17 protein-coding genes and 1 riboswitch are annotated in these 22,119 nt (G+C 76.6%); of the genes, 16 read left to right on the forward strand and 1 reads right to left on the reverse strand.

Annotated elements, in window-relative coordinates:
* The 3 genes from FJK98_RS34680 (at position 1) to FJK98_RS16210 (ending at position 3,069) form a co-directional block, all read left to right on the forward strand.
* Complete coding sequence (locus FJK98_RS34680) at positions 1–1,182, forward strand: acyl-CoA dehydrogenase family protein (protein WP_145919768.1); 1,182 nt, start codon at positions 1–3, stop codon at positions 1,180–1,182.
* A complete protein-coding gene (locus FJK98_RS16205; protein WP_145919769.1) occupies positions 1,179–1,616 on the forward strand; it encodes a thioesterase family protein in 438 nt (145 codons plus the stop codon). Before FJK98_RS34680 ends, FJK98_RS16205 begins: the two co-directional genes overlap by 4 nt.
* A gap of 241 nt (positions 1,617–1,857) precedes the next feature.
* Complete coding sequence (locus FJK98_RS16210; protein ID WP_145919770.1) at positions 1,858–3,069, forward strand: MFS transporter; 1,212 nt, start codon at positions 1,858–1,860, stop codon at positions 3,067–3,069.
* A gap of 4 nt (positions 3,070–3,073) precedes the next feature.
* Here FJK98_RS16210 and FJK98_RS16215 read toward each other — a convergent pair whose 3' ends face one another.
* Positions 3,074–3,796, reverse strand: coding sequence for an AfsR/SARP family transcriptional regulator (locus FJK98_RS16215; RefSeq protein WP_145919771.1), 723 nt, complete (start codon positions 3,794–3,796; stop codon positions 3,074–3,076).
* 332 nt (positions 3,797–4,128) lie between these two features.
* Here FJK98_RS16215 and FJK98_RS16220 point away from each other — a divergent pair, with 332 nt between their 5' ends.
* The 13 genes from FJK98_RS16220 (at position 4,129) to FJK98_RS16280 (ending at position 22,111) form a co-directional block, all read left to right on the forward strand.
* Positions 4,129–5,370, forward strand: coding sequence for an MFS transporter (locus tag FJK98_RS16220; protein ID WP_145919772.1), 1,242 nt, complete (start codon positions 4,129–4,131; stop codon positions 5,368–5,370).
* A gap of 73 nt (positions 5,371–5,443) precedes the next feature.
* Positions 5,444–6,343 carry an aldo/keto reductase gene (locus FJK98_RS16225; RefSeq protein WP_145919773.1) on the forward strand — a complete coding sequence of 300 codons (900 nt, stop codon included), beginning with the start codon at positions 5,444–5,446 and terminating at the stop codon, positions 6,341–6,343.
* 91 nt (positions 6,344–6,434) lie between these two features.
* Positions 6,435–6,770 carry a hypothetical protein gene (locus FJK98_RS16230; RefSeq protein WP_088646738.1) on the forward strand — a complete coding sequence of 112 codons (336 nt, stop codon included), beginning with the start codon at positions 6,435–6,437 and terminating at the stop codon, positions 6,768–6,770.
* 808 nt (positions 6,771–7,578) lie between these two features.
* Positions 7,579–7,708: riboswitch (cobalamin riboswitch) on the forward strand.
* 309 nt (positions 7,709–8,017) lie between these two features.
* The gene (cobN, locus tag FJK98_RS16235; RefSeq protein ID WP_145919774.1) at positions 8,018–11,749 is read left to right on the forward strand and encodes a cobaltochelatase subunit CobN; all 3,732 of its coding nucleotides are present in this window, start codon (positions 8,018–8,020) and stop codon (positions 11,747–11,749) included.
* A 47-nt stretch (positions 11,750–11,796) separates the two neighbouring features.
* Positions 11,797–14,037: a VWA domain-containing protein gene (locus FJK98_RS16240; protein ID WP_145922801.1), complete on the forward strand. Its 2,241-nt coding sequence runs from the start codon at positions 11,797–11,799 to the stop codon at positions 14,035–14,037.
* On the forward strand, positions 14,037–14,648 hold the full coding sequence (gene cobO / locus FJK98_RS16245) for a cob(I)yrinic acid a,c-diamide adenosyltransferase (RefSeq protein WP_145919775.1): 612 nt from the start codon (positions 14,037–14,039) through the stop codon (positions 14,646–14,648). Before FJK98_RS16240 ends, cobO begins: the two co-directional genes overlap by 1 nt.
* An 80-nt stretch (positions 14,649–14,728) precedes the next feature.
* Complete coding sequence (locus FJK98_RS16250) at positions 14,729–16,102, forward strand: cobyrinate a,c-diamide synthase (protein ID WP_145922800.1); 1,374 nt, start codon at positions 14,729–14,731, stop codon at positions 16,100–16,102.
* A gap of 74 nt (positions 16,103–16,176) precedes the next feature.
* On the forward strand, positions 16,177–16,911 hold the full coding sequence (gene cobI, locus FJK98_RS16255) for a precorrin-2 C(20)-methyltransferase (protein WP_145922802.1): 735 nt from the start codon (positions 16,177–16,179) through the stop codon (positions 16,909–16,911).
* Positions 16,908–17,735 (forward strand): precorrin-4 C(11)-methyltransferase, encoded by an 828-nt coding sequence (gene cobM, locus FJK98_RS16260; protein WP_145919776.1) that lies wholly within the window; start codon positions 16,908–16,910, stop codon positions 17,733–17,735. Before cobI ends, cobM begins: the two co-directional genes overlap by 4 nt.
* A complete protein-coding gene (locus tag FJK98_RS16265; RefSeq protein ID WP_145919777.1) occupies positions 17,732–18,883 on the forward strand; it encodes a cobalt-precorrin-5B (C(1))-methyltransferase in 1,152 nt (383 codons plus the stop codon). The genes cobM and FJK98_RS16265 overlap by 4 nt, the downstream gene beginning before the upstream one ends.
* Entirely contained in the window at positions 18,871–20,145 is a 1,275-nt protein-coding gene (cbiE, locus tag FJK98_RS16270; RefSeq protein WP_240762068.1) for a precorrin-6y C5,15-methyltransferase (decarboxylating) subunit CbiE, read from the forward strand. The genes FJK98_RS16265 and cbiE overlap by 13 nt, the downstream gene beginning before the upstream one ends.
* Positions 20,142–21,884, forward strand: coding sequence for a precorrin-3B C(17)-methyltransferase (gene cobJ, locus FJK98_RS16275; protein ID WP_145919778.1), 1,743 nt, complete (start codon positions 20,142–20,144; stop codon positions 21,882–21,884). The genes cbiE and cobJ overlap by 4 nt, the downstream gene beginning before the upstream one ends.
* Positions 21,881–22,111: a DUF362 domain-containing protein gene (locus FJK98_RS16280; protein ID WP_145919779.1), complete on the forward strand. Its 231-nt coding sequence runs from the start codon at positions 21,881–21,883 to the stop codon at positions 22,109–22,111. Before cobJ ends, FJK98_RS16280 begins: the two co-directional genes overlap by 4 nt.
* Positions 22,112–22,119: the final 8 nt, after the last annotated feature.

Consider the following 22,119-nt stretch of genomic DNA (forward strand, 5'->3'; position numbering starts at 1 on the left):
ATGCAGATCACCTGGACGCAGGAGCAACACGCCCGCCGGGAACGGTTCCGCCGCTTCGCCGCGACGACCGTCGCCCCCGGCACCGCCGAGCGCGACCGCGCCGGGGTCTTCGACACCAAGTCCTGGCAGGCGCTGGCCGACGAGGGGTTCTGGACCGCCCACCTGCCCCGCGAGCACGGCGGCGACGGGGGCACCCTGTGGGACTTCCTGGCCGGCCTGGAGGGGCTCGCCCAGGGCGCGGACGACTCCGGTTTCGTGCTGTCCGCCGTCGCCCACGCCGGCCTGCTGCACGTGCTGTGCGAACACGGCACCCCCGAACAGCGCCGACGGCTGCTGCCGGCGCTGGCCGGCGGCGCGGTGGGCGCCACCGCCGCCACCGAACCGGCCGGCGGCTCCCACGTCGCCGCCGTCGGCACCCGGGCCAGCGTGCACGGCGTCGACGACTGGCGGCTCACCGGGCACAAGGCGCACATCACCAACGCGCCCGTCGCCGACCACCTGCTGATCGTCGGCCGGCTCGACGGCATCGGCACCCGGGACATCACCCTGTTCGTGCTGGAGGGCGACCGGCCCGGCGTCGACACCGGCGCGGCCGAGGACCTGCTCGGCCAGCGGACCAGCCCCACCGGGCCGATCATCCTGGACGGGGTGCCGGTCGGCCCGGCCGACGTGGTCGGTCCACCCGGCGACGGGCTCGCCACCCTCTACTCGTTCCTGGCCTTCGACCGGCTCATGTACGGCGTCGTGGTCGCCGCCCAACTGGAGGCGCTGCTCCCCGTGGTGCTGCGCCGCTGCGCCGAACGCCGGGCGTTCGGCGTCCCCATCGGCGAGCACGAGTTCATCCAGGACAAGGTCGTCGTCATCCGGACCACCATCGAGTCGGCCCGGCATCTCGCCTACGCCGCCGCTGACGCGCTGGTCCGGGGCGACGACGCCTACAGCGCGCTCGCCTCCTGCGCCAAGCTGGCCGCCTCCGAGGGAGCGGTCCGGTCCACCGTCGAACTGGTCCAGATCTTCGGGCACGCCGGCTACGACCGGGCCGGTGGCATCGAACGGCACCTGCGCGACGCCGTCGCCATCCGGATCGCCGGCGGCACCACCGAGATGCAGAAGAAGAACATCTACAAGGACGTGGTACGCCGCTACTCCGCCCCGGTCGACGCACCGGCGGTGCCGGCGTGACCGCCCCGACCGGCCCCGACAGCGTGACCGCACCCGCCGCCGGGATGGGGGAGGGGCGTCGGGTCGAGGGGGAGCGCACCCGGGTGGTCCGCGAGGACGACTGCGCCACCCGGTGGGGCAACGAGGGCCTGATGGTCCTGTCCACCCCGGCCATGCTGGGCCTGATGGAACAGACCTGCGTGGAGGTGCTCGCCCCGGTGCTGGCGGCCGGCGAGATGACCGTCGGCGTCGGCGTGACGCTGACCCACGCGGCGGCGGCCGGGTGCGGCGAGCCGGTCGCCTACCGGGTCGCCCTCACCGTCGTGGGCCGTGACGTCGACGTCGACTTCACCGTGGTCGGTCCGACCGGGACGGTACTCGGTCACGGCTCCCACCGGCGTCGGGTCGTCGACCGGGCCGCCTTCCTCCGCCGACTGCCACCCCCGACCGGCTAGCCCACCCGCCCTCCGGGGCCCGGCCGGGGCCCCCGGAGCCCGGTCTCCGGCCCGCGCCCTCGTGCGGTGATCAAGAGGTTTGCGTCACCGGCCGCGGCATTTCCTGACGCAAACCTCTTGATCACGCGGGCGGGAGTGGGCCGGGGGGGCGGGCGGGAGTGGGGGTGGGGGTGGGGGACCGAACGTGTTTTGGTGACTACTGTTCGTCCCTGGTGGACGGGGCTGCGGAAGGGCGGGTCGGGTGGCGACGTCGCAGGTGGACCTCTCGGGTCGGGCCGGCACGCCCCTGCGGGCGATCCTGCGTTCGCCCGGCTGGGTGGGCTGGGTGGTCGCCACCTTCGGGGCGCGGCTGCCGGTGGCGATGGCCCCGCTGGCGCTGGTCTTCGCCGGTCGGGCGCTCAGCGACGGCTACCTGCTCAGCGGCCTGCTGGTCGGCGCGCACACCATCGGGGAGGCGGTCGCGGCACCGGCCGCCGGGGCGTTGATCGACAGGTGGAACCCGCGTCGCGTCCTGGCCGGGTGCCTGGCCGCCGAGGCGCTGCTCTTCCTGGCCGCCGCCGTGGTGGTCGGCACCGGTGGCGGCACGGCGCTGCTGGTCGTCCTCGTCGCGTTGGCCGGTGCGGTGCCGGCCGGCGCGCCGGGCGGTCTGCGGTCGATGCTCACTTACCTGGTCGACGCGGCCGTGCTGCCCCGGGCGCTGTCCCTGGACACGGTGCTCAACCAGGTCTGCTGGGGGCTCGGGCCGGTGCTGGTCGGGGTGACCGTCGCCGCCGTCTCGCCCGCCGTCGGTGTGGGCCTGACCGCGCTGCCCGCCGCGATCGCCGCCGGGGCGGCCCTGCGCCTGCCCGACCCGACGTCGGCCCGGCGCGCCGCCGGCCGCAGCCGGGTGCTGCCGGTGCTACGCCTGCTGGCCCGCACCCTGGCGTTGACCGCCGCGCTGCGGGTCCTGCTCGGGGTGCTGACGGTCGCGGCGGTGCCGCTGTTCACCGGCAGCGGGCAGGCGTCGCTCGCCGGGCTGGCCCTCGCCGCGTACGCGATCGGGACCGGCCTCGGCAGCGTCCTCTACAGCCTGCGCGGGTGGCCGGGGGGCCACCAGCGGCAGGCCGACGTCGCCCTGCTGGTGCTGGGCCTGGTGGTCGCGCTCGCGGTGCTCGCGCGACCGCACGCCGTCGCGCTGCTGACCCTGTACGCCGTCGCCGGGTTCTTCGAGGGGCCGACCGTGCTGGCCCGGTCGCTGCACCTGGAGCGGGTGCTGCCGCCCGACCGCCGGGCCACCGGCTTCTCCCTCCAGTACGCGGCGATCGGCTGGGGTTTCGCCGTGGGCAGCATGCTGCTGGCGCCCCTGTTGACCCGCTGGGGCGCGGCCACGGTGGTCACCGGGGCGGGGCTGGCGGTGGCGGCGCTCGCCCTCGCGGCGGCCCTGCTGCCGTCGCGCCCCGAGCGGGGCCGGTGACCCGTCACCGGTACGCCGACCCGGACCATCCGGCCGCGGCGGACCGGCGGGCGGCGGACGGCTCGCTGAGCGCCGGGTCGCCGTCGAGCACCTGCCGGTGCAGCCGCTGCAACTCCGGCGCCGGCTCGATGCCCACGCCGTCGGCCAGCGTCCGGCGCAGGTCGCGGTACACCGCGAGGGCTTCGGCCCGGCGGCCGACCTGGCACAGCGCCCGCATCTGCATGTCGCGCAGCCGTTCCCGCTCGGGGTGGAGGGTGACCAGCGCGGCCAGCTCCTCGACGGCCTCGTCGTACCAGCCGAGGCGCAGGTAGGCGTCGGCGCGCATCTCGATGGCGAGCAGCCGCCGTTCACCGAGCCGCCGGGTCTCGGCCAGGATCGAGGGGGACGGGTCGACGTCGGCGAGCGGGTCCCCCCGCCAGGCGGCCAACGCCTCCGACAGGGCCCGTACCGCCTCGTCGAGCCGGCCCGCCGCGAAGGCGGCACGACCGCGTACCACGTTGGCGTCGAAGAGGTGACTGTCGACGTCGCCGCGCGCCAACCGCAGTTTGTAGCCACCCGGGCCGGTAATGATGGCCCGCCCCACCGACGGGGGCAGACTGCGCCGGAGGCGGAAGACGTACTGCCGGATCAGATTGCTGGCCGAGGCGGGTGGTTCGTCGGGCCACACCTCGCGGGCCAGGCGTTCCACCGGGATGAGCACATTTCCGTTGACTGTCAGGACCGCCATCAGATTGCGTTGCTTGGGAGCATTGATGCAGTAATTCTGCCCGGGAAGTATCACATATGTTCCGAGTATGCCGAACTTCACGAATCCCCCACGATGCGCGTGCCCCCGTACCGTCAGTCCCCACCACTGATTGAAGCTAGTCGATCAATAATGACGGTGCCGCGCCATCTCCGTTCGGCTGCGCCGCTGCGGTAAGGAGCACAACGCGCTTGTGGCCGTGACGAAAGCGGTGTGAGATCAGCGGTGGGGGACGTCGGGCCCGGCCGGGACACATCGGACCGGGAGAAACGGCCACACCGGGAAAGCCACGCCAGGGAAGAGGACCGCGCGCCGTGAACACCGCCACCGAGAACCGAACCGTCCCGCCCCGGGTGGTACGGGCCGCCCGTACCGGGGTCGCGGTGGTCTTCGCCCTCAACGGCCTCGCCGTGGCGACCTGGTTCTCCCGGGTCCCGGCGGTCCGCGACGCGCTCGGCCTCAGCGCCGGCCGGCTCGGACTGCTGCTGCTGGCCATGTCCGGCGGCGCCGTGCTGGCGCTGACCAGCGCCGGCCTGGTGACCCAGCGGCTCGGCCCGGCCCGCACCGTCGTCGCCTCGACCGTGCTGGTGGCGGTCGGTCTGGTCGGGGTGGGCGTCGCCGCCCCGCTCGGCTCGCTGCCCGGCGTCGCGGTCGGCCTGTTCGCCCTCGGCTACGGCTCCGGCACCTGCGACGTGGGGATGAACGTCGAGGGCGCGGCGGTGGAGAAACGGCTCGGCCGCACCATCCTGCCCCGCTTCCACGCCGCCTGGAGCCTCGGCTCGGTGGCCGGCGCCGGGCTCGGCGCGGGTGCGGCCCGGCTCGGTGTGCCGATCACCGTGCACCTGACGGTGCTGGCGGTGGTGGTGTTCGGCGGCACCCTGCTCGGCGCGCGCAACTTCCTGCCCGCCCCGGCCGCCTCGACCGCCGACGGTGCCGCGTCGACCCGCCGGGGTGGCCTGCTCGCGGCCTGGCGCGAGCCGCGCACCCTGCTCATCGGCGCGCTGGTGCTGGTGATGGCGTTCACCGAGGGCAGTGCCAACGACTGGCTGGCGGTCGCCTTCGTCGACGGCTACGGGGCCAGCGAGGCCGCCGGGGCCGCCGTCTTCGGGGTCTTCGTCGCCGGCATGACCATCGGCCGGACCGCCGGCACCGTGGCCATCGACCGCTGGGGCCGGGTGCCGGTGCTGATCGGCACGATCCTGCTGGCCGCCGCCGGCTCCCTGCTGGCGGTGCTGGCCGGTTCCGGGCCGCTCGCCGTCGTCGGCGTGGTCCTCTGGGGGCTCGGCGCGTCGCTCGGGTTCCCGGTCGGGATGAGCGCCGCCGCCGACGACGAGGAACGCGCCCCCGCCCGGGTCAGCGTCGTCGCGGTGATCGGCTACACGTCGTTCCTGGCCAGCCCGCCGCTGCTCGGCCTGCTCGGCGACCACGTCGGCATCCTGCACGCCCTGCTGGTGGTGCCGGTGCTGCTGATCCCCACCCTGGCGCTGGTGCCGGCGACCCGTCCGCCGGCCGGCACCGGCCCGCAGCACCCCGTCGGCCCGGTACAGGAAAACTAACAGTCGTCGGCCCCCGCCGGTATCGGGTGCGCGGCCGTTCCCCGGGGCCGCCGCCGCTGGCTAGGGTCGCCGCATGCCGACCGAGATCACCGCCGCAGCGGCGGGCCGCTGGACCCTGGGCGACCGCACCGTGCACCGGATGGGCTTCGGCTCGATGCGGATCACCGCCCACCCCGACCGGGAACGGGCGCTGCGCGTCCTGCGCCGGGCCGTCGAGCTGGGGGTCGACCACATCGACACCGCCGCCTTCTACGTCTCGCCGGGCGGCACCCTCAAGGTCGGCACCGGCCCCGCCCGGTACGCCACCGAGCTGATCCGCGCCGCGCTCGCCCCGTACCCGGAGGGGTTGGTCATCGCCACCAAGGTCGGCTTCCGGGCCGACCCGGCCACCGGGGTGCACGAGGAGGCCGGCCCGGCGCAGCTGCGCGCCCAGGTGCAGGAGAACCTGCGCCGGCTCGGCCGCGACCACCTCGACCTGGTCAACCTGCGGATCGTCAGGCGACCCGCGCCGGACTCCGTGGCGGAACGCTTCGGCGCGCTGGCCGAACTGCGCGACGCCGGCCTGATCCGGCACCTCGGCCTGTCCAACGTCCGCCTCGACCACCTCGACGAGGCGCAGCGCATCGCCCCGGTGGTCTGCGTGCAGAACAACTACGCCCTGGACAACCGCGGCGACCAGGACGCCCTGCTCCGTGAGTGCGGTGCCCGGGGCATCGCCTACGTGCCGTTCTTCGCGCTGGCCGGGGCCAACCGGGAGGGCGGGGCCCGCACCGACCACGGTGCGGCGGTACGCGCCGTCGCCCGTGCCCACGACGCCACCCCGCAGCAGGTCCGCCTCGCCTGGACGCTGCACCAGGGCCCGCACGTGCTGGCCATCCCCGGCACCGGCGACCCGGCCCACCTGGCCGAGAACGTCGCCGCCGGGGCGCTGCGGCTCACCCCCGACGAGCTGGCCGCCCTCGACCGGGCGTGAACAGGCCGCTCAGCCGGCTGTCACCGGGTTCGCAGCGCCCTTCCAGGTGGGGATGCTCCACTGGGGGGACGCCGAGGAGAGGAACGGGCAGATGGGCTGGTTCAGCCGACGGACCCGGGCTGACGAGGGCATCCCGACCAAGCTCGACCGGGAGGCCACCCGGGACGACCTGACCGCGTTGGCGGACTTCGTGGCCGCCCACCGGGGGGTGGAGTTCTATCTCGAACCCGAGACGACCGCCACCGACACCACCGTGGTGGCGATCGCGCACGACGGGGAGTGGATCCGCCGCCGCACCGGCTCCCCGCGTACGGCGGCGAAGCTGGCCCACCGGCACGCGGTACCCCTGTACGAGGCGGCGAAGACCGGATACCCGGAGCGGATGCGGGCCTGGAACCGGGCCCATCCCGAGCGCCGCCTCCGCTGATCCCCCCCCAGCGGCGCGTGGGGTACGGCGGAGGCCGTGGGGTGCGGCCCCGGGGTGGGGTGCGGCCCCGGGGTGGGGTGGCTGCGGTGGCGGCTGCGCGCGCCGGGCCGCCGGCCGCCCCGGGGCGGGGGTAGGTCGACGCGGGCCCCTTTCGAGCTGATGACGGTGACGGATCGGGGCCGGCCGGGCGGGGACGACCCGGACCGCCCGGCCGGGGCGACCGCAGTGTCGGGCCGGGGTGACCCCAGTGTCGGGCCGGGGCGACCGCAGTGTCGGGCCGGGGTGACCCCAGTGTCGGGGTGGCGCGGCCCGGCGGCACCGGGCCGGGGCAGCCCTGCGGCGTCGGGTGGGTGGCCGACGCTGCCGGCCTGGCCACCGTCCGGTCAGGCCTGACCACGCCGGCCCCGAGTCGGTGACGTCATCAGCTCGACAGCGTGTGACAGAGGTATCCCGACCGCCCGTGGCCGGCCAGCCACCGGCAACGGGCCGTCCGGCAACGGGCGGCCTGGGGGACGACCCGCCCGGGGACGGCACACCCGGGTCGGCTCCGCGCCGGTCGGTGGGCGGGACGGGACCGTCGGCGGGCACCTGAGGAGGGCCCGGCGCGTCCGACGCAGGGCGGTTCGGGTCGGCCGTCGGGACGGGGCGGGCCGATCCGTGGGATGCGGGGAGCGGGTGCCGACCCCGCTGGACGACGAGAGCCGCCGCCGGCCTGGCCACGGGGGTCGATCGGTGCCGCCGTGGGGCCGGTGGCCGCCGTTGACCTCGGGGTGAGGAGTGTGGCAGCATTCGCGGCCTGACGGCAGTGAAGGAAGTCGGTGCGATTCCGACGCGGTCCCGCCACTGTCACCGGGGAGCGATCCCCCCTCGTGGGTCACGACCGTGCGTGCACGGTTGGAAGGCCGGGGGTGAGCATCGATCCGGAAGCCAGGATACTTCGGCCGTCGGAGAACCCCAGGGCGTGGACACCCGAGGAGGACCCGATGACGCGCAGCGTCACTGCCGACCCGATGACGGTCGGTGATTCCCGCAGCACCGTCGAGCCCGCGCCGCCGCGTGCTCCCACCCCTCCCACCGCCGCCGGTCGTCGCCGGGGCGGTCGGCCTGCCACGTACCGCTGACGGCCGGTCCGGGTGCCCCGTCGTCGGCGGGGCGCGTCGGACCTCCGCCGCCGCTGACCGGCGTCCCTCCCGCCCCGCTCGGCCCGGCCCTGCGGCCGAGCCGGACGTCACTCTCCGGAGCTGCACGTGCGCATCCTGCTGCTGTCCACCGCCGACACCGATCTGCTCGCCGCCCGCACCAGCGCCGCCGACTACCGCCTCGCCAACCCCACCCGGGTCGACGTGGCCGCCGTACCGGCCCTGCTCGACGGGGTCGACCTGGCCGTCGTACGGCTGCTCGGCGGGCGGCAGGCGTGGCCGGACGGCCTCGCGGCGGTGCTCGGCTCCGGCGTGCCCACGATTGTGCTCGGCGGCGAGGCGGTGCCCGACGCGGAGCTGATGGCGGCCTCCACGGTGGCCTCCGGGGTGGCCACCGAAGCGCTGTCCTACCTGGTGGAGGGGGGCGCGGAGAACCTCGCCCAGCTCGCCCGGTTCCTCTCCGACACGGTCCTGCTCACCGGTGAGGGCTTCGACCCGCCCACCCCCACCCCGCCGTACGGCATCCTCGACCACCGCCGCCCGACCGCCCCGGGCGACCCCGCCGACCCGGCCGATCCGGCGGCCGGGACGGACGGGCTGCGGGGGGACGGCGGGCGGCCGACGGTGGGGATCGTGTTCTACCGGGCGCACGCGCTGGCCGGCAACACCGGATTCGTGCGGACCCTGGCCGACGCGGTCGACGCGGCCGGCGGCGAGCCGCTGCCGATCTTCTGCGGCTCGCTGCGCGGGCTCACCCCCGGCGACGGGCCGCTGGACCTCTTCGCCCGCTGCGACGCGCTCGTCGTGACCGTCCTCGCCGCCGGGGGGACGGTCGCCGCCGACGCCTCCGGCGGAGGCGACGAGGACGCCTGGGACGTCGGCGCGCTCGCCGCCCTCGACGTTCCGGTGATCCAGGCGCTCTGCCTGACCAGCACCCGGGAGCAGTGGGCGGCCAGCGACGCCGGGCTGTCCCCGCTGGACGCGGCGATGCAGGTGGCCATCCCCGAGTTCGACGGCCGGATCGTCACCGTGCCGTTCTCGTTCAAACGGATCGACGCCGACGGGCTGTCGGTCTACGCCGCCGACGCCGAGCGGGCCGCCCGGGTCGCCGGGATCGCCGTCCGGCAGGCCCGGCTGCGGCACCTGCCCAACGCCGACAAGCGGGTGGCGATCGTGCTCAGCTCCTACCCGACGAAGCACTCCCGGGTCGGCAACGCCGTCGGCCTGGACACCCCCGCCTCGGCTGTCCGCCTGCTCGCCGCCCTCGCCGAAGCCGGATACCACCTCGGCGACGCGCCACCACCCACCGACGGGGACGCGCTGATCCACGCGCTGATCGCCGCCGGTGGCCACGACGTCGAATGGCTCACCCCGGAACAGTTGGCCGCCGCCGAGGCCCGGGTGCCGGGGGAGACCTACCGGCGTTGGTTCGACCAGGTGCCGGTCGACCTGCGGGACCGGATGCGGGAACACTGGGGTGAGCCACCCGGCCAGCTCTACACCGACGACGGTGACATCGTCCTGGCCGGGCTGCGGTTCGGCAACGTCACCCTGCTGATCCAGCCGCCGCGCGGCTTCGGCGAGAACCCGATCGCCATCTACCACGACCCCGACCTGCCGCCCAGCCACCACTACCTGGCCGCCTACCGGTGGCTGGCCGCGCCGGTCGCCGACGGCGGCTTCGGCGCGGACGCGGTGGTGCACCTCGGCAAGCACGGCACCCTGGAGTGGCTGCCCGGCAAGGGCCTCGGCCTGGCCGCCGACTGCGCCCCCGACGCCGTCCTCGGTGACCTGCCACTGGTCTACCCGTTCATCGTCAACGACCCCGGCGAGGGCACCCAGGCCAAACGGCGGGCGCACGCCGTCGTGGTCGACCACCTGGTGCCCCCGATGGCCCGCGCCGAGACCTACGGCGAGCTGGCGAAACTCGAACAACTGCTGGACGAGTACGCCACCGTGCAGGCCCTCGACCCGGCGAAGGTGCCGGTGGTCCGGGGGCAGATCTGGGAACTGGTGCGCGCCGCCGAACTCCACCACGACCTGCACACCGAGGCGATGCCCGCCGCCGACGACTTCGACGACTTCGTGCTGCACCTCGACGGCTACCTGTGCGAGGTCAAGGACGTGCAGATCCGCGACGGGCTGCACGTCCTGGCGGGGGTGCCCACCGGTGAGGCCCGGGTCAACCTCGTCCTGGCCGTGCTACGCGCCCCGCAGGTGTGGGGCGGCAGCCGTGCCCTGCCCGGCCTGCGGCAGGCCCTCGCCGCCGGCTACGGCCTGGACGAGCAGGCGCTGCTCGCCGAGCCCGGGGCACGGGTGGCGGTGCCGGCGGCGCTGACCGACGTGGTCGACGGGCCGGCGGTCACCGCCGCCGACGCGGTGGACCTGATCGAGGGGCTGGCCCGGCGGCTCGTCCTCGGCATGGAGACCCTCGGCTGGGACGCCGACCGGGCCGACCCGGTGGTCACCGAGGTGACCGGCGGGGCCTGCCCCGACGCCGTCGAGGTGCTGCGGTTCGCCGCCCGCGAGGTGGTGCCCCGGCTGGACCGCACCACCGACGAGATCACCCACACCCTCGGCGCGCTCGCCGGCCGGTTCGTGCCGCCCGGACCGTCCGGGTCGCCCACCCGGGGCCTGGTCAACGTGCTGCCCACCGGCCGCAACTTCTACTCCGTCGACCCGAAGGCGATCCCCAGCCGCAACGCCTGGGACGTCGGGGTCGCGCTGGCCGACTCGCTGCTCGCCCGCTACCTCGCCGACACCGGGGAGTATCCGCGGTCGGTCGGGCTGACGGTGTGGGGCACCAGCGCCATGCGTACCCAGGGCGACGACATCGCCGAGGTGCTGGCCCTGCTCGGCTGCCGGCCGGTGTGGGACGACCGGTCGCGGCGGGTCACCGGCGTCGAGGTGGTGCCGGTGGCGGAACTGGGCCGGCCCCGGGTCGACGTCACGGTCCGTATCTCCGGCTTCTTCCGGGACGCGTTCCCGCACGTCGTCGCCCTTCTCGACGACGCGGTACGGCTGGTCGCCGCCCTCGACGAGCCGGCCGGGGACAACTACCTGCGCGCGCACGTGGCCGCCGACCTCGCCACACACGGCGACGAGCGGCGGGCCACCGCCCGGATCTTCGGCTCGAAACCCGGGGCGTACGGGGCGGGGCTGCTGCCGCTGATCGACGCCCGCAACTGGCGCACCGACGCCGACCTGGCCGAGGTGTACGCCGTCTGGGGCGGCTACGCCTACGGCCGGGGCCTGGACGGGCGGGAGGCTCGGGCCGACATGGAACGCTCCTTCGCCCGGATCGCGGTGGCGGCGAAGAACCAGGACACCCGTGAGCACGACATCGTCGACTCCGACGACTACTTCCAGTACCACGGCGGGATGGTGGCGATGGTGCGGCACCTCACCGGGGCCGCCCCGGCCGCGTACGTGGGCGACTCGGCGATGCCGCACGACGTGCGCACCCGCACCCTCGGTGAGGAGACCCGGCGGGTGTTCCGGGCCCGGGTGGTCAACCCGAAGTGGATCGCGGCGATGCGCCGGCACGGCTACAAGGGTGCGTTCGAGCTGGCCGCCACCGTGGACTACCTGTTCGGCTACGACGCCACCGCCGGGGTCGTCGACGACTGGATGTACGAGCGCCTCGCCGAGGCGTACCTGTTCGACGGGCAGACCCGGGAGTTCCTGGAGCGGTCCAACCCGTGGGCGTTGCGCGGCATCACCGAACGGCTCCTGGAGGCCGCCGAACGTGGCCTGTGGGCCGCCCCCGAGCCCAGCACCCTGGACCGCCTCCGGGAGACGTACCTGGCCACCGAGGGCGACCTGGAGGAACGACAGTGACACCCCCGACCACAGTGGGCGGCTACCCCTTCTCGGCGGTGCTCGGGATGGACGACATGCGGCTGGCGCTGCTGCTCAACGCGGTCAGCCCGGCGATCGGCGGGGTGCTGGTGCGGGGCGAGAAGGGCACCGCCAAGTCCACCGCCGTCCGGGCGCTGGCCGCGCTGCTCCCGCCGGTGGACCGGGTCGCCGGGTGCCGGTTCGGCTGTGACCCGGCCGCCCCCGACCCGACCTGCCCGGACGGCCCGCACCCGGGTGCCGCCGGGCACGACGACCCGGCCGCCGCGCCGGTCGAGCGCCGCCCGGCCCGGCTGGTGGAGCTGCCGGTCGGGGCCGCCGAGGACCGGGTGGTCGGCTCGCTCGACCTGGAGAAGGCCCTCGCCGAGGGGGTACGCGCCTTCGAGCCGGGCCTGCTCGCCGCCGCCCACCGGGGGGTGCTCTACGTCGACGAGGTGAACCTGCTCCACGACCACCTGGTCGACCTGCTCCTGGACGCCGCCGCGATGGGCCGCTGCCACGTCGAGCGGGAGGGGGTCTCGGTCAGTCACGCCGCCCGGTTCCTGCTGGTGGGCACGATGAACCCGGAGGAGGGTGAGCTGCGCCCGCAGTTGCTCGACCGGTTCGGGCTGACCGTCGAGGTGGCGGCCAGCCGCGATCCGGTGGTCCGGGTGGAGGTGGTGCGCCGTCGGCTCGCCGCCGACGCGGACCCGGCCGGGTTCGCCGCCCGGTGGGCGGCCGCCGACGCCGAGGTGGCCGCCCGGGTGGCCGCCGCCCGGGACCGGCTCGACGGGGTGCTGCTGCCCGACGGCGCGCTGCGGCAGATCGCCGAGGTCTGCGCCGCGTTCGACGTGGACGGGATGCGCGCCGACATCGTCACCGCCCGCACGGCCGTCGCGCACGCCGCCTGGCAGGGCCGGGACCGGGTGACCGCCGACGACGTCCGGGTCGCCGCCCGGCTCGCCCTGCCGCACCGCCGTCGCCGCGACCCGTTCGACACCCCCGGCCTGGACGAGAAGCGCCTCGACGAGGCGTTGCAGCGGGCCCGCGACGAGCACCCCGACGACGATCCGCCGGACACCGGCCCGAGCGGTCCGGGTGACCCCGGCGGCCCGGACGGTGCCGGTGGGCCGGGTGGCCCCTCGGCGGGCGGCCCCGGCGGCGGGTCGGGTCCGCAGCCACCGGACGGTGGGCCGTCCGATGCTGCCGGAGGGCCGCAGGACGCCGCCGGATCGCCGGGCCACGACGACGACCCGCGTGCCCGGACCGGCCCTACCTCCCCGCCGGCCGTGGACGACCGGTGGCCGGACCGCGCCGCCGACGGCGGACCGGACGCCGGCGAGCGCGCCGACGGACGGTCGGGACGCCCCGACGACGGGTCGGCCGAGCACGCCGGTGCCCGTCCCGGGCGACCCGGCCAGGGCGGCACCGCGAACCCGGGTGACCCGGCGGGCACCGGCTCGGTGGCGGTACCGCAGCGGGGGTTGACGGCCCGGTTGTTCACCGCGCCGGGGGTCGGTGACGGGGTGCCCGGCCGGCGGTCGCGGGCCCGGACCGGGCGCGGGCGGACCACCGGGGCCCGGGTGCCCGCCGGCCGGCCGGCCGCGGTGCACCTGCCGGCGACCCTGCGCGCCGCCGCCCCGCACCAGGCCCGGCGGGGCCGGTGCGGCGGCGGCCGGCTGCTGCTGCGCCCCGACGACCTGCGGGAGGCGGTCCGGGAGGGCCGTGAGGGCAACCTGGTGCTGTTCGTCGTCGACGCCAGCGGCTCGATGGGCGCGCGGCAACGGATGTCGGCGGTCAAGGGCGCGGTGCTGGCCCTGCTCACCGACGCCTACCAGCGGCGGGACACGGTGGCGGTGGTCGCCTTCCGGGGTGCCGGGGCGCAGGTGCTGCTGCCGGCCACCTCCTCGGTGCTGGCCGCGTCGGCGCGGCTGGCCGAGTTGCCCACCGGCGGGCGTACCCCGCTGGCGGAGGGACTGCTCGCCGCCGCCGACCTGCTGCGGGTGCAGCGGCTGCGGGACCCGCGACGGCGTCCGCTGGTGCTGGTCGTCACCGACGGCCGGGCCACCGCCGGGCACCGGCCGCTGGAGCGGTCGGCGCGCGCGGCGGCCGTGCTCGCCGCCACCGGCGCGCCCTGTGTCGTGGTGGACTGTGAGTCCGGCCCGGTACGGCTGCACCTGGCCCACCGGCTGGCCGGTCAGCTCGGCGCGGCCCACCACCGCCTGGACACGGTCACCGCCGACCCGCTGGCCGGGCTCGCCACCGTCGGAGCGAATCGGAGCGTGCGCTGATGCCGCAGGGAAAGCCGGAACACGTGCCCGCCGACGGGTTGACCACCCGGCAGCGGCGGCACCGCCCGTTGACCATCGTGCACACCGGGCAGATGAAGGGGAAGTCGACGGCGGCGTTCGGGCTGGCGCTGCGGGCCTGGACGGCCGGGCTGCCGATCGGGGTGTTCCAGTTCGTCAAGAGCGCCAAGTGGCGGGTGGGTGAGGAGAACGCCTTCCGCGCCCTGGGCCAGGTGCACGCCGACACCGGGCAGGGCGCGCCGGTGGCCTGGCACAAGATGGGCGAGGGCTGGTCGTGGATCCAGCGCGGCGGCGACGCCGACCACGCCGCCGACGCCCTGGAGGGCTGGCGGCAGATCCAACGCGACCTGGCCGCCCAGCGCTACGGCCTGTACGTCCTGGACGAGTTCACCTACCCGATGAAGTGGGGCTGGGTGGACGTCGACGAGGTGGTCGACACCCTCACCCACCGGCCCGGCTTCCAGCACGTGGTGATCACCGGCCGGGACGCCGACCCGCGCCTGGTCGAGGCGGCCGACCTGGTCGCCGAGCTGACCAAGGTCAAGCACCCGATGGACGCCGGCCAGAAGGGCCAGAAGGGCATCGAGTGGTGACCGGACCCACCCGCCGCACCGACCAGCGCCGCCCGCCGGGCACCGCGCCGGCCGGCCACCCGGGCGGTGTCGCGCCGGGTGTGCCGCCGTCCGCCGCGCCGACCGGCCCGTGGGCGCTGCCCCGGCTGGTGGTCGCCGCCCCGGCCAGCGGGCACGGCAAGACCACGGTCGCCACCGGACTGCTCGCCGCGCTGCGCCGCCGGGGCCTCACGGTCAGCCCGCACAAGGTCGGCCCCGACTACATCGACCCCGGCTATCATGCGCTCGCCGCCGGCCGTCCCGGCCGCAACCTCGACCCGTGGCTGGTCGGGGAGGAGTTGATCGCCCCGCTGCTGCGGCACGGCGCGAGCGTGCCCACCCCCGCCGACGTCGCCGTGGTCGAGGGGGTGATGGGGCTGCACGACGGCGCGGTCGGCCGGGGCGGCTACGCGTCCACCGCGCACGTCGCCACGCTCGTCGACGCGCCGGTGCTGCTGGTCCTGGACACCACCGCGCAGGGCCGGTCGGCCGCCGCGCTGGTGCTCGGCATGCGCGCCTTCGACCCGGCGGTACGCGTCGGCGGGGTGATCCTCAACCGGGTCGGCTCGCCCCGGCACGAGACCCTGCTGCGCGACGCGCTCGCCGAGGTGGGCGTACCGGTGCTGGGGGCGGTGACCCGGGCCGTCGAGGTGGCCGCGCCGGCTAGGCACCTGGGGCTGGTGCCGGTCGCCGAACGGGCACCGGAGTCACTGGCCGTCGTCGACGCGCTCGCCGGGCTGGTCGAGGCCACCGTCGACCTCGACGCCGTGCTCGACCTGGCGCGCAGCGCCCCGCCGCTGACCGTGGACGGCTGGGACCCGGCCGCCGCCGTCGGGGGCCCGGCCGGCGGGCACCGTCCGGTGGTCGCGGTCGCCGCCGGTGCGGCCTTCACCTTCTCGTACGCCGAGACCGCCGAACTGCTCACCGCCGCCGGGGCGATCGTGGCCCCGTTCGATCCGCTGGCCGACCCGGCCCTGCCCGCCGGCACCCGGGCCGTGGTCATCGGCGGCGGCTTCCCCGAGGTGCACGTCGAGGCGTTGAGCGACAACACCGGGCTCCGCGCCGAGTTGGCCGGCTTCGCCGGGCCGGTGGTCGCCGAGTGCGCCGGGCTGCTCTACCTCGGCCGCTCCCTGGACGGGGCGCCGATGTGCGGGCGGCTCGACCACCACGCCCGGATGACCGGCCGGCTCACCCTCGGCTACCGCGACGCGGTCGCCACCACCGACTCCCCGGTCCACGCCGCCGGTGAGCAGGTACGCGGCCACGAGTTCCACCGCACCGTCACCGACCCCGGGCACGGCGACCGGCCCGCCTGGCGGTGGGACGGCACCGCCCACGGCTTCGTCACCGGGCAGGTGCACGCCTCCTACCTGCACACCCACTGGGCGGGTCACCCCCGGGCCGCCCGCCGCCTGGTCGAGGTGGCGGCCCGGTGACCGGCACCGGTGCGGGCGACCCGCGAGACTTCGGAGTCGACACGGGCCGGGCCGCGTCGACGGACCCCGCCACGCTGACCGGGGTGGGGGTCGGGCCGGGGGACCCGGAACTGCTCACCCTCAAGGCGGTCCGGGTGCTGCACGAGGCCGACCTGGTGGTCGTACCGGTGCTGGACCGGCTGGCGGCGGACCCGGCGACGCCCCCCGGCCGGGCCGAGACGACGGTCCGCGCGCACGTGCCGGCGGACCGGCTGCGCCGGCTGCCGTTCGCCCTGGAGGACCGGGGCGGGGTGACCGCGCGCCGGGAGGCCGCCTGGGACGCCGCCGCCCGCGCCGTCGTCGACGCGTTCGACGCCGGGGCCCGCTCGGTCGCGTTCGCCACCATCGGCGACCCCAACGTCTACTCCACCTTCACCTACCTGGCCGACGGGGTCCGCGCGCTGCGGCCGGCGGTACGGCTGCGCACCGTGCCCGGCGTCACCGCCATGCAGGAGCTGGCCGCCCGCAGCGGCGTCCCGCTGTGCCAGGGGCGGGAGCCGCTGACCCTGCTGCCGGCCACCGCCGGCCCGACGCCCGTCGCCGCCGCCCTCGCCGGGCCCGGCACCGTGGTGGTCTACAAGGGCTGGCGGCGGCACCGGGAACTCGTCGACGAGCTGCGCCGGCACGACCGGCTCGACGACGCGGTGCTCGGCTGCGGCCTCGGCCTGCCCGACGAACGGATCGGGCCGGTCGGCCCGGACGACGAGCTGCCCTACCTGTCGACGCTGCTGGTCCCGGCCCGCCGGGACCGGCGGGGAGGAAAACTGTGACGTCCACCGGAAAGGTGTGGTTCGTGGGGGCCGGGCCCGGTGCCGCCGACCTGCTCACCCTGCGCGCCGCCCGGGTGATCGCCGACGCCGACGTGGTGATCTGGGCGGCCAGCCTGGTGCACGCCGACGTGCTGGCCCACGCCCGCCCCGACGCCGAGATCGTCGACTCGTCGCAGCTGCCCATCGAGGGGGTGCTGCCGCTGTACCGGCGGGCCGCCGCCGACGGGCTCACCGTGGCCCGCATCCACTCCGGCGACCCGGCGCTGTGGGGTGCCGTGCAGGAGCAGCTCGACCTGTGCCGGGCCCTCGACCTGGCCGTGGAGATCGTCCCCGGGGTCTCCTCGTTCACCGCCGTCGCCGCCATCGTCGGCCGGGAACTGACCATCCCCGAGGTGGCCCAGTCGGTGATCCTCACCCGGCTGGAGGGCGGCAAGACCCCGATGCCGGCGGGGGAGCGGGTCCGCGACTTCGCCCGGCACGGCACCACCATGGCGCTGTTCCTGTCCGCCGCCCGCGCCGGGCAGGCCCAGACGGAACTGCTCGCCGGCGGCTACCCGGCCGACACCCCGGTCGTAGTGGCCTACCAGGCGACCTGGCCGGACGAGCTGGTGGTGCGGTGCGCCCTCGGCGAGCTGGCGGCCACCGTCCGGGAACACCGGCTGTGGAAGCACACCCTGTTCCTGGTCGGGCCGGCGCTCGCCGCCACCGGCACCCGTTCGCACCTCTACCACCCCGGGCACTTCCACACCTTCCGCCGGGCCGAGCCGGCCGCCCGCGCCGAGCTGCGCCGGTCCCGGGCCGCCGTGGAGGACGCCACCCCGTGACGTACGCCGAGCCGCCGCTGCGCGAGCCGGACCTGCCGCGTACCGCGAAGGTCCGGCCGGTGGCGTTGCGTACCGGCTGGACCACCGGCGCGTGCGCGACGGCGGCGGCGAAGGCGGCGGTGACCGCCCTGCTCACCGGCGTGCCCCCCGGGGAGGTGGAGATCGGGCTGCCCGCCGGCCGGCGGGTGACCTTCCCGGTGGCCCGCTGCGACCTGACCGTCCGGCCCGAACCGACGGCGGAGGCGGTCGTGGTCAAGGACGCCGGGGACGACCCGGACGTCACCCACGGCGCGCACCTCACCGCCACCGTCGGCTGGCGGCCCCGGCCCGGCCTGGACCTCGCCGGTGGGGTCGGCGTCGGCACCGTCACCCGCCCCGGGCTCGGCCTCGCCGTCGGCGGGCCGGCCATCAACGACACGCCCCGCCGGATGATCGGCCAGGCCGTCGCCGAGGTGGTCGACCTGGCCGAGGTGGGGGTGCGGGTGGTGATCAGCGTGCCGGGCGGTGAGGTGATGGCCCGCAAGACCACCAACCGGCGGCTCGGCATCGTCGGCGGCATCTCCATCCTCGGCACCACCGGCATCGTCCGGCCGTTCTCCACCGCCTCCTGGCGGGCCAGCGTGGTGCAGGCGGTGCACGTGATGGCCGCCCAGGGGGAGCGGACCGTGGTGCTGTGCACCGGCGGGCGCACCGAACGGGCCGCCCGGGCGCTGCTGCCGGAGCTGCCGGAGGTGTGTTTCGTCGAGGTCGGCGACTTCACCGGCGCGGCCGTCACGGCCGCCGTCGGCGACGCGATGACCGGGGTGGTCTTCGTCGGGATGGCCGGCAAGCTGGCCAAACTCGCCGCCGGCATCCTGATGACCCACTACACCCGGTCGAAGGTGGACCTGTCCCTGCTCGGCGCGGTCACCGCCGAGGCCGGCGGCGACGCCGACCTGGTCGCGGCGGTGCTGGCGGCCAACACCGGCCGGCACGCCTACGAGCTGTGGGAGGCCGCCGGGCTGCTGCGCCCCGCCGGTGACCTGCTCTGCGACCGGGTCCGCCAGGTGCTGCGCCGCTTCGCCGGGCCGGCGCTCACCGTCGACGTGGCGATGGTCGACTTCACCGGCGACCACCTGGTCGCCTCCTCCGGCCGGTGGCCGGCGTGACCGGGCCCGAACCGGTCGTGGTGCTGGGGATGGACGCGGCCGGCCGGCCGCCGCCCCCGCCGGCGCTGGCCGCCCTGGCCGGGGCCGGGCTGGTCGTCGGGGCGGCCCGGCACTTGGCCGCCGTGCCGGTGCCGCCCGGCGTCGACACCGTCACCCTCGGCCCGCTCGCCCCGGCGCTGGCGCGGCTCGCCGCCGCGTACGCCGCCGGGGTCCCGGCCGTGGTGCTGGCCAGCGGCGACCCCGGCCTGTTCGGCGTGGTACGCCGGCTGCGCGCCGCCGCGCTGCCGGTACGGGTGCTGCCGGCGGTGTCCAGCGTGGCCGCCGCGTTCGCCCGCGCCGGGCTCGACTGGGACGGCGCGGTGGTGGTCACCGCCCACGGCCGGGAGTTGGGCCCCGCGCTCAACGCCTGCCGGGCCCTGCCCGCCGTCGCCGTGCTCACCGCGCCGGACGCCGGGGCGGCCGAGATCGGGGCCGGCCTGGTCGGCTGGTCCCGCCGCCTGCTGGTGGCCGAGCACCTCGGCACCCCCGCCGAACGGGTCACCTGGGTCAGCCCCGGGCAGGCGGCCGGCCGCCGCTGGGCCGACCCGCACGTCCTGCTCAGCCTCGCCGGTGCGGCCGACGACGCCGGGGCGACGGCCGCCGGTCCGGGCGGTGCGGCCGGGTCCGGCGGCGGCGTCGGGCCGGTACGCAGCGACAACCAGCCGGCCGCCGCGCCCGCCGCCGGCTGGGCGCTGCCCGAGTCCGCGTACCGGCACCGGGACTCGATGATCACGAAGGCGGAGGTGCGGGCGCTGGCCGTCGCCCGGTTACGGCCCCGGCTCGGTCGACTGGTCTGGGACGTCGGCGCGGGCAGCGGCTCGGTCGGCATCGAGTGTGCGCTGCTCGGCGCGGCGGTGATCGCCGTGGAGCGGGACCCGACGGCCCCGGTCGCCGACAACGCCGCCCGGCACGGCGTCGACGTCCGGGTGGTGACCGGTGACGCGCCTGCCGTCCTGGCCGGGCTGCCCGATCCCGACGCCGTCTTCGTCGGTGGTGGGGGGACCGACGTGCTGACCGCCGTCGCCGACCGTCACCCCGACCGGGTGGTGGTCACCCTCGCCGCCCTGGACCGGGTGGCCCCGACCGTGCACCTGCTGCGCGCCGCCGGCTACGCGGTGACCGGCAGTCAGCTCGCCGCCGCCCGCCTCGCCGACCTGCCCGGCGGGTCCGTCCGACTCGCGGCCACCAACCCGGTGGTCGTCCTCACCGGGGAGCGCCCGTGACCAGCACCGCACCACACCGGCACCGGGAAACGCCCGGCACCGGCCCGCACCGGGTCGGGCTCGTCGCGGCCACCGCCGCCGGTCGCCGGCACGCCCGGACCCTGGCCGCCGCCTGGCCGCACGCCCGGCTCGTCGAGGCCGACGGGGTCGCCGACGCGTTGCGGACCGCGTGGACGACGTGCGACGCGGTGGTGGCGTTCCTGGCCACCGGTGCGGTGGTGCGGGTGCTGGCGCCGCTGCTGGGGGACAAGCGCACCGATCCGGCGGTGGTGGTGGTCGACGAGGCCGCCCGGCACGCCGTCGCCCTGCTCGGCGGGCACGCCGGGGGCGCGAACCCGCTCGCCGCCGAGGTGGCCGCGCTGCTCGACGCCCGGCCGGTGGTCACCACCGCCACCGACGCGGTCGACCTGCCCGGCCTGGACACCCTCGGCTGGCCGGTCGAGGGGGCGGTGGCCGCGGTGTCCCGGGCGATCCTCGACGGCGAACCGGTCCGGCTGGTCGCCGACGCGGTGTGGCCGCTGCCCGCCCTGCCGTCCAACGTCCACCGTGAACCCCCCGCCGCCGGGCCGGCCGCCGGGTACCGGGTGCTGGTGACCGACCGGGTGGTGCCGGTCGACGACCGGACCGTCGTGCTGCGGCCCCCGTCCCTGGTCGCCGGGGTCGGGTCCAGCCGGGGGGTGGCCGCCGCCGAGGTCGACGCGTTGCTGCGCCGGGCGCTCGCCGACGCCGGGTTGAGCCCGGCGAGCCTGCGCTGCCTGGCCAGCGTCGACGTCAAGGCCGACGAGGAGGGCATCCGGGCCACCGCCGACGCGCTCGGCGTACCGCTGCGGACCTGGCCGGCGGCGGAGTTGGCGGCGGTGGACGTGCCGCACCCCAGCGAGGTGGTCCGGGCCGCCGTCGGCACACCCAGCGTCGCCGAGGCGGCGGCGCTGCGCGACGGCGGCACCCTGCTGGTGCCCAAGACCGCCTCGGCGATGGCCACCGTCGCGGTCGCCCGGCACGCCCCGCGCGGCCGGCTGGCGATCGTCGGCCTGGGCCCCGGCGCGGCCGACCTGCGCACCCCGCGCGCCGTGACCGAGCTGCGCCGGGCCGCCGTGGTCGTCGGCCTCGACCAGTACGTCGACCAGGTCCGTGACCTGCTGCGGCCGGGCACCCGGGTGCTCGCCAGCGGGCTCGGCGCGGAGGAGGAACGGGCCCGCAGCGCCGTCGCCGAGGCCACCGCCGGGCACGCCGTGGCGCTGGTCGGCTCCGGCGACGCCGGGGTGTACGCGATGGCCAGCCCCGCCCTGGAGTACGCCGACGAGCGGATCGACGTGGTCGGGGTGCCCGGGGTGACCGCCGCGCTGGCCGCCGCCGCCCTGCTCGGTGCGCCGATCGGCCACGACCACGTCTACCTGAGCCTGTCCGACCTGCACACCCCGTGGGCGGTGATCGAACGGCGGGTCGCCGCCGCCGCCGAGGCGGACCTGGTGGCGTTGCTCTACAACCCGCGCAGCCGGGCCCGGGACTGGCAGCTCGGCGCGGTGCTGGCGACGTTCGCCGCGCACCGCCCGCCGCAGACCCCGGTCGGGGTGGTCCGCAACGCCAGCCGCCCCGACGAGCAGGTCCACCTGGCCACCCTCGCCACCTTCGACCCGACCGTGGTCGACATGTACGGCCTGGTGGTGGTGGGCAGCTCGCAGACCCGGCTGGTCGGTGGCCGGATGGTCACCCCCCGCGGCTACCGGTGGCGCGGATGACCCCCGCCGGGCCGGTGCCCGCTCCGGTCGGGGTGCTGCCGCCGGTGGTGATCGACGCCTGTCAGGGCTGCGGGGCCTGCCTGCTGACCTGCCCCACCCACGCGATCCGCCCGGTCCCCGGGGGCCTGACCGTCCGGGCCGACCGCTGCACCGGCTGCCTGGAGTGTCTGGAGATCTGCCCGGTGGACGCGATCCGGGTCACCACCGACCGTCGAGGAGCACCATGACCAGCAGC

It is taken from the genome of Micromonospora sp. HM134, from assembly GCF_007833915.1.
Classification (GTDB): domain Bacteria; phylum Actinomycetota; class Actinomycetes; order Mycobacteriales; family Micromonosporaceae; genus Micromonospora; species Micromonospora wenchangensis.

What these genes read in the sequence shown, in the direction of transcription:
- FJK98_RS16280 (WP_145919779.1), top strand. Translation starts at nt 21,881, where the DNA reads ATGACCCCCGCCGGGCCGGTGCCCGCTCCGGTCGGGGTGCTGCCGCCG.
- FJK98_RS16230 (WP_088646738.1), top strand. Translation starts at nt 6,435, where the DNA reads ATGGGCTGGTTCAGCCGACGGACCCGGGCTGACGAGGGCATCCCGACC.
- FJK98_RS34680 (WP_145919768.1), top strand. Translation starts at nt 1, where the DNA reads ATGCAGATCACCTGGACGCAGGAGCAACACGCCCGCCGGGAACGGTTC.
- FJK98_RS16225 (WP_145919773.1), top strand. Translation starts at nt 5,444, where the DNA reads ATGCCGACCGAGATCACCGCCGCAGCGGCGGGCCGCTGGACCCTGGGC.
- FJK98_RS16215 (WP_145919771.1), bottom strand. Translation starts at nt 3,796, where the DNA reads ATGGCGGTCCTGACAGTCAACGGAAATGTGCTCATCCCGGTGGAACGC.
- cobO (WP_145919775.1), top strand. Translation starts at nt 14,037, where the DNA reads ATGCCGCAGGGAAAGCCGGAACACGTGCCCGCCGACGGGTTGACCACC.
- FJK98_RS16240 (WP_145922801.1), top strand. Translation starts at nt 11,797, where the DNA reads ATGGACGACATGCGGCTGGCGCTGCTGCTCAACGCGGTCAGCCCGGCG.